The organism is Spongiibacter sp., assembly GCF_984394615.1.
This window is the reverse complement of sequence record NZ_CFHTQA010000072.1, coordinates 1-6,394: the sequence shown is the minus strand read 5'-3', so window position 1 is coordinate 6,394 and position 6,394 is coordinate 1. Positions and strand designations below refer to the sequence as shown.

Annotated in this window: 6 protein-coding genes; 2 read left to right on the top strand and 4 right to left on the bottom strand. The window is 61.0% G+C overall.

What is annotated here, in order from left to right; translation table 11 throughout:
• The 3 genes from AC5DB9_RS16280 to AC5DB9_RS16270 all read right to left on the bottom strand — a co-directional run.
• Window positions 1–588: acyl-CoA dehydrogenase family protein (locus tag AC5DB9_RS16280; RefSeq protein ID WP_491732099.1), on the bottom strand; the 588-nt coding region annotated here is incomplete at its 3' end.
• 15 nt (window positions 589–603) lie between these two features.
• Window positions 604–1,797, bottom strand: coding sequence for an acyl-CoA dehydrogenase family protein (locus tag AC5DB9_RS16275; RefSeq protein ID WP_272991665.1), 1,194 nt, complete (start codon window positions 1,795–1,797; stop codon window positions 604–606).
• A gap of 10 nt (window positions 1,798–1,807) precedes the next feature.
• The gene (locus tag AC5DB9_RS16270; protein WP_022959918.1) at window positions 1,808–2,815 is read right to left on the bottom strand and encodes an NAD(P)H-dependent flavin oxidoreductase; all 1,008 of its coding nucleotides are present in this window, start codon (window positions 2,813–2,815) and stop codon (window positions 1,808–1,810) included.
• A gap of 241 nt (window positions 2,816–3,056) precedes the next feature.
• On the opposite strand from AC5DB9_RS16270, the gene AC5DB9_RS16265 reads away from it, so the two are divergent.
• Window positions 3,057–4,613 carry a class I adenylate-forming enzyme family protein gene (locus AC5DB9_RS16265; protein WP_272991667.1) on the top strand — a complete coding sequence of 519 codons (1,557 nt, stop codon included), beginning with the start codon at window positions 3,057–3,059 and terminating at the stop codon, window positions 4,611–4,613.
• Window positions 4,614–4,718: 105 nt separating this feature from the next.
• On the opposite strand, the gene AC5DB9_RS16260 is transcribed toward AC5DB9_RS16265, so the two are convergent.
• Window positions 4,719–5,378, bottom strand: a complete 660-nt coding sequence (locus tag AC5DB9_RS16260) for a TetR/AcrR family transcriptional regulator (RefSeq protein ID WP_022959920.1) — start codon at window positions 5,376–5,378, stop codon at window positions 4,719–4,721.
• Window positions 5,379–5,477: 99 nt separating this feature from the next.
• Here AC5DB9_RS16260 and AC5DB9_RS16255 point away from each other — a divergent pair.
• A partial coding sequence (locus AC5DB9_RS16255) for a hypothetical protein (RefSeq protein WP_491732098.1) occupies window positions 5,478–6,394 on the top strand: 917 nt, incomplete at its 3' end.

Below are 6,394 nucleotides of genomic sequence, written 5' to 3'. Positions count from 1 at the left end.
TCCGGCGGCGCGGCCATCGGCCATCACATAGCGACGCAAACCGTCGGGTTGCGCGGCAAGCAGCAGCAACAGCAGCTCGCCCTGCTCATTGCGGGCAGAGACCAGCCACTGCTGCGCCTCTCCCGCACCCAGAACCGCACATTTTTTGCCGTAAAGCGCGCCGTCTTTTACGCGCGTCTGCACGACCAGCGGATTACCACGGCTGGCACTTTCTTCCCACGCCAGTGACAGGCGCAGCTCACCGCCGACCAGCGAGGGTAGCAACGCCTCGGCTTGCGCGGGTGACGCAACGCTCGCCAACAGGCGTGCAGCCGCGACCACGGGCACCACCGGCTCGGGCACCAGACCGCGCCCCAGCTCTTCGGCAACGGCCATCATGTCATCCAGACCACTGCCCAAGCCGCCGTATTCCTCGTCCAGCGCCAGCCCCAGCACGCCGAGCTCCGCCCACTGCTGCCATAGGCCCGCATCAAAATGCTCACCTTTGGCGAGGCGTTGGCGATGTCGCTCATAGTCGTAGTGATCGCTGACAAAGCGGCGCAGGCTGTCGCGGAATTCCTGCTGTTCCGCGGTGTATTGATACTGCATGGAAATTCCTCTCTCTTATCCTGCCATGACGGCCTTGGCCAGCAGGCTGCGCTGCACTTCGTTGGAACCGGCATAGATGGATGCGGCCCGTGTATTCATGTAGTAAGGCATTGCCAACAGCTCGTCTTCGCTGAAGTCACTGGGGGCCGCGCCAATTTCCAGCGCGCCCGGATCGTAGACGAGTGAACGCAGGCCCGTAACCTCAAGCTGCAGTTCAGAGAAACGCTGCATGACTTCGGTGCCGAGAATTTTCAGCAGGGAAGCCATCGGCCCGGGGTTTTGTCCGTGCTTCAACCCGGCATTCACCCGCTTTTCGGTGTGCTCCACGGCCAGCGCCTCAATTTCCAGCGCCTCAAGACGACGCGCCAGTACCGGATCGTCGAGACGGCGCTGCCCGAGTTCATCAACCTGCTCACACTGTTCACGCAGACGCTCGACCGCAGGCACCAGCCAGGCACCCATGGTGCTGCCACCGCGCTCAAACTCCAGCACGTACTTGGCGACAGTCCAGCCTTCGTTCTCTTCACCGACTCGGTTGGCGCAGGGCACACGCACGTCGCTGAAGAAGACTTCGCACTGCTCCGGCGCGCCGTCCAAACCGAGGATCGGGCGCACTTCCATACCCGGCAGGCCCATATCCAGCAGCAGGAAAGTAATGCCCTGCTGGGGCTTGCCCTCGCTGCTGGTGCGCACCAGCGCAAACATCTTGTTGGCGTGCTGTGCGTAGGTGGTCCAGATTTTCGAACCGTTGAGAATGTAGTCGTCACCGTCGCGATCAGCGCGGCATTTCAGCGCCGCAAGGTCACTGCCCGCGCCGGGCTCGGAGTAGCCCTGACACCAGAAATCCTCTCCCGACAACATGCGCGGCAGTAATTCCGCCTTCTGTGCGTCGCTGCCAAAACCGAGAATCGCGGGGCCGACCATCTGCAGATTCTGGGGAAGAATGGGCGGCATCTGCGCGCGGTTGCATTCCTGCGCGAACACATAGCGCTGCTCCAGACTCCAGCCGGTACCGCCGTATTCCTGCGGCCAGCTCGGCGCCACCCAACCCTTGTCAGCGAGAATGCGCTGCCAGGCCATCGCCTGCTTGAAGGGCGCAAAGACGCTGGTGGTTTTGCGGCCCGCTTCGCGAATCTCCTCGGTCGCGGACTCGCGGATAAAAGCCCGCACCTCGTCGCGGAAGGCCTCTAATGAACGATCTTCTGTCATCGGGCTCTCCTCAGGCGCGCTGTTGGGCGGCGTCATCGTCGACCAGCATATTGGCCAGACGTTGGCCGATAATCGCTTCGGCATCGTTGACCATGCGCTCAATCAGCTCGGCACAGCTCGGAATATCATTAATCAGGCCCATTACCAGACCGGCAGTCCACACGCCGTCGTCGGTATCCCCTTTCTCCAGCACGTTCTCGCGGCCACGCTTACCGGCCACCAGCGGCTGCAGATCGGAGAAGTCCGTATCGCCCGGACGGCCTTCAATATCCAGCACTTCGCGGGCAATGGCGTTTTTGTAAATTCGGGCGGTGTTTTTCAGGGTGCGGAAGATCAGTGCGGTGTCCAGCTCGGAGCTTTCCACCATTTTCTGCTTCACGTTCTCGTGAACCGGGGCTTCCTTCGTCGCTACAAAACGGGTGCCCATATTGACCGCTTCGGCGCCCAGCGCCAGTGCGGCGGCCAACCCCTGACCATTACCGATACCGCCGGAAGCAATCATCGGAATGCTGAGTTTGGCCGCGGCACAGGGCAACAAGACCATATTGGGCACGTCATCTTCACCGGGGTGCCCGGCGCATTCAAAGCCATCGACACTGGCGGCGGCGCAGCCGATGGCTTCGGCTTTGAGCGCGTGACGAACCGAGGTGCACTTGTGCAGCACTTTGACGCCAGCCTCATTAAACGCAGGCATGAACGCCTCGGGGCTGCGCCCTGCGGTTTCTACAATCTTGACGCCCTCGTCGATAATCACCTGCACGTATTCGTCGTAGGGCACGGGGTTAATCGTCGGCAACAGCGTCAGGTTCACGCCGAAGGGTTTTGAGGTCATCTCGCGGCAGCGGCGAATTTCGCGGCGCAAATCCTCTGGCGTTGGCTGCGTCAGCGCCGTAATAATGCCCAGACCACCGGCATTGGACACGGCCGAGGCCAATTCAGCCAGCCCGACGGCCATCATGCCGCCCTGGATAATGGGATGCTCGATACCCAGCAGTTCAGTAATACGTGTTTTGATCATTCGCGTTGCCTCTTGTCATGCGTGCACCGGTCTTCCCCGATGCGATGACTCACTCTACGGCGCTGCCCCACAAGCCTATAGCGCGTTGACGCCAGCACTTGTCCAATCGCGTCACCTGCCCGCCACCGCGCTGCCGCATCGATGGCGTCTGCCAACAAGCTTTGGCGTCTACACCTCAAGCCCTCAACCGCCCAGCCCCGCAAAATCAGCTCAAACTGAAGATAATAGAGAGCGACCCACCATGCACATGCACAAAATGATCGAGTTCAACGCGCTGAACCATCCCGGCGTGACCGCCCTGCGCTGCGGCGATCAGACACTCAGCTACGCCGAACTCAATGATCGCGCCGAGCGCCTGGCTGCCGGTCTTCAGCAGCGCGGCATCGCACCGGGGCAGCGCATCGCTCTGCTGGCTAAAAATTGTATTGAATACCCCCTGTTGCTGCTGGCCAGCATGAAACTGGGCAGCGTGCTGGTACCGCTGAACTTCCGCTTGGCGAGTGCCGAACTGAGCGGCATTCTGCGCGACAGCCAAAGTACGGTGCTGATTGTGGGCGACGCGGAACTGCGAGCGATTGCCGATAACGCTGACTGCGCAGCGGAACTGAGTGCGCGATTCACCCTGGAAGACAGTGCATCGGACTGGGAGTCCTTCGATAGTCTGCTCGGCGACGCCGCGACGCTGAACCGCTATTCCGGCGACAGCGACAGTACCGTGCTGCAGCTCTACACCAGCGGCACAACCGGGCTGCCCAAAGGCGTGATGATTGCGCACCGCCAGCTCAGTGACGGCTACATCATGACCGCACAGATTCCCCCGCGCTTGCAGGTTGCCGATACCGGCATCATGCCGCTGCCACTGTTCCATGTGGCCGGTATCGCGGCCAGCCTGTTCTGGCTGTGTAACGGCCTCACGGTAGAATTGATGGCAGACTTCAATCCGGTGGCGGTCGTCGACGGTATCTGCCGCAGCCAGGGCTGCGATATTGTTCTGGTTCCGGCGATGATTCAGGCCATTCTCGCCTTTGTTCCAGATCTCGATAAGCGCGACTTTTCTCCGCTGCGACGCATCACCTACGGCGCCTCACCCATTTCTCTCGACACTTTGCGCGCCGCCATTCGCGTTTTCGACTGCGACTTCGTGCAGGGCTTCGGCATGACCGAGCTGAGCTGCATGGTGCTGTGCCTGCAATCCGCCGACCATCAACGGGCTCTGGCGGGCGAAGAACAACTGCTGCGTAGCTGCGGGCGCCCGCTGCCCGGCTGCGAGCTGAAAGTGGTGAACGAACAGGGCGAAGAAGTCGCCCCCGGTGAAACCGGAGAGCTGCTGGTGCGGTCAGGCACCACCATGCAGGGCTACTGGCAACAGCCGGAAAAAACGGCCGAGACCGTGGTCGATGGCTGGCTGCACACCGGCGACGCGGGTTATGTGGACGAGGAAGGATTCTTCTACATCCGCGACCGGGTGAAGGACATGATTGTCTCCGGCGGCGAGAACATCTATCCGGCTGAAGTGGAAAATGTCTTGTTTGCCCACCCCGCCATCGCCGACGTTGCCGTCATTGGCGTGCCCGATGCGAAGTTTGGCGAAGCGCCGCTGGCAGTCTGTGTGTTGGCGCCGGAGCAAAGCACCAGCGATGAAGCACTGATCGAATTCTGCAAAGCACAATTGGCGTCGTACAAGACCCCTCGCCAATATGCCTTTGTTGAAGAAATTCCCCGCAATCCCTCAGGCAAGGTGCTCAAGCGGGTACTCCGTGAACCCTACTGGCAAGCGTCGGAACGGCGTGTAGGTTGACGGCCTTGGGCTGCGGAGCCACCTTCGGCCTCCAGCGTTACTTTCTCGCTGCATCGCAGCGGGTTCCGCCGCCCCTTTTTTCTCACCACCCCCGATTATCGTTTATCAATCCCCGGTGTAGCGCTGCAACTGCCGGATCATCGCCTCAGCACATTCGCGCTGATATACCTCGGTGACCTCGCCGTGAAGGTAGTAGGACAGTCGCAGACACGCGGTGCCCAGCTCAACTGTCAACGCCGTGGCATTGGGTTCCCGATTGGGCAAGACCACCCCCGCCTCGCGCATCAGTGCATCCACATGGTGTCCCAGGTGAGCAATACTCAGCTGCAGGGCCTGATGGCTTTCACTGCTCGCCACCGCGCCAAGCACCAGCATTCCCGCCACCGGATGACGGTTATAGAACTTTGCCACGAGCGAGGCCACATCATCGATCACCTCGCGCCACGGCCGCCCAGTGGTGCCGATAGCCAGCTCGGCCACTTCATCCTCAAGCCGCTGCAAATACCGGCGCGTCAACTCATTGAGGATGGCGTAGGGCGTGGGGAAAAAGTGATAAATGCTGGTGCGTGTGCAGGACAGCCGCGAGGCCAGTTCGGGAATCGACAGCCCGTCGCTGCCTCGCTCGGCCAACAAGGTTTCTGCGGCTGACAGGATGGTTTCAAAACGCTCTCGGCCGCGCGCTTGGGCGGGCTTACGTGCAGCCTGACCGGCTTTGCTGGCCTCCGGCGGGGACAGTTCTTCAGATAGTGACAGCGGCTTGTTCATAGCGCGAGCCTAACACTTGACGAGAAAACCGTACAGGCGTACAAAATAAACATACTTTTGTACAAAATAATCATAACAGTGCCAAAAGGGAGTCGCACAATGGCAGCCCCAGCCCGATGGATACCGCTACACCTGTTGTTTGTCAGCCTGTTGAGTGCCTGTGGAGGTAGCTCCAGTGGAGCGCCGCAAAACGGGGATCAGGGCGCCGCAGACGGCGGCGGAAGTGGTGGTGGCGCAGCCACTGAAGTCAGCTTCTTCAATCAACAGATTCAACCGCAGCTCGACTTTTGCCGCACCTGTCATATTCCCGGCGGGGTGGCCGATGCCGACGATGGACGTCGGCTGATGCTGTCATCTGACGCCGCCAATGACCTCTCGGCATTGAAGGCGGCGTGGCAGGCGCTCGGTGGCGGCGTGGACAGCAACCTGCTGCTGCGCGAAGCCAGTGACCCCAGTGAACCCCACAGCGGTGGAAAGCCCTGGCGCAGCGACTCTGCCATTTATCAGGCCATGCAAACACTGCTGGCCTGCTGGGAATCCCCGGACCAATGCCATTTTTCCGGCGGCGGCGAGGTAAGCGAACCACTGGCACTGCTGGGCAGCAGTCGCGCAACCCATGTCTACGAGACCTATTGCGCCGATAAGCCCGACAACACCGCCCTGCCCGTCGACCCGCGCAGCACCATTCAACCGGGGCGCAATGCCGGTCGCGCCGTGCACTTCAACGCCTGGTTTGAGGAGTGTCAGGCCGACCTCCCCGCTGCCGAACAGAATGCCAAAACCTGCGGTGAGTATCGCCAGCGTCGCGACAAAGGCTACGCGGCACTGGTCGAAACGCTGGCCGCACCGACCCTGATGCCGCTCAGCGCGGAAGACCACGACAATCGCTGGCAAAAGTGGGGGCTGTCATCGCGCCCCGAAAATTTCGAAGCCCTTTACAGCCTTCGCTATGGCATGAACTACGCCAATTATCACAGCCCCTACCCGCTGCCCGGCGAAGACCCGAACAGCAGTAA

What these genes read in the sequence shown, in the direction of transcription:
- AC5DB9_RS16270 (WP_022959918.1), bottom strand. Translation starts at nt 2,815, where the DNA reads ATGATCAAAACACGTATTACTGAACTGCTGGGTATCGAGCATCCCATT.
- AC5DB9_RS16260 (WP_022959920.1), bottom strand. Translation starts at nt 5,378, where the DNA reads ATGAACAAGCCGCTGTCACTATCTGAAGAACTGTCCCCGCCGGAGGCC.
- AC5DB9_RS16275 (WP_272991665.1), bottom strand. Translation starts at nt 1,797, where the DNA reads ATGACAGAAGATCGTTCATTAGAGGCCTTCCGCGACGAGGTGCGGGCT.
- AC5DB9_RS16265 (WP_272991667.1), top strand. Translation starts at nt 3,057, where the DNA reads ATGCACATGCACAAAATGATCGAGTTCAACGCGCTGAACCATCCCGGC.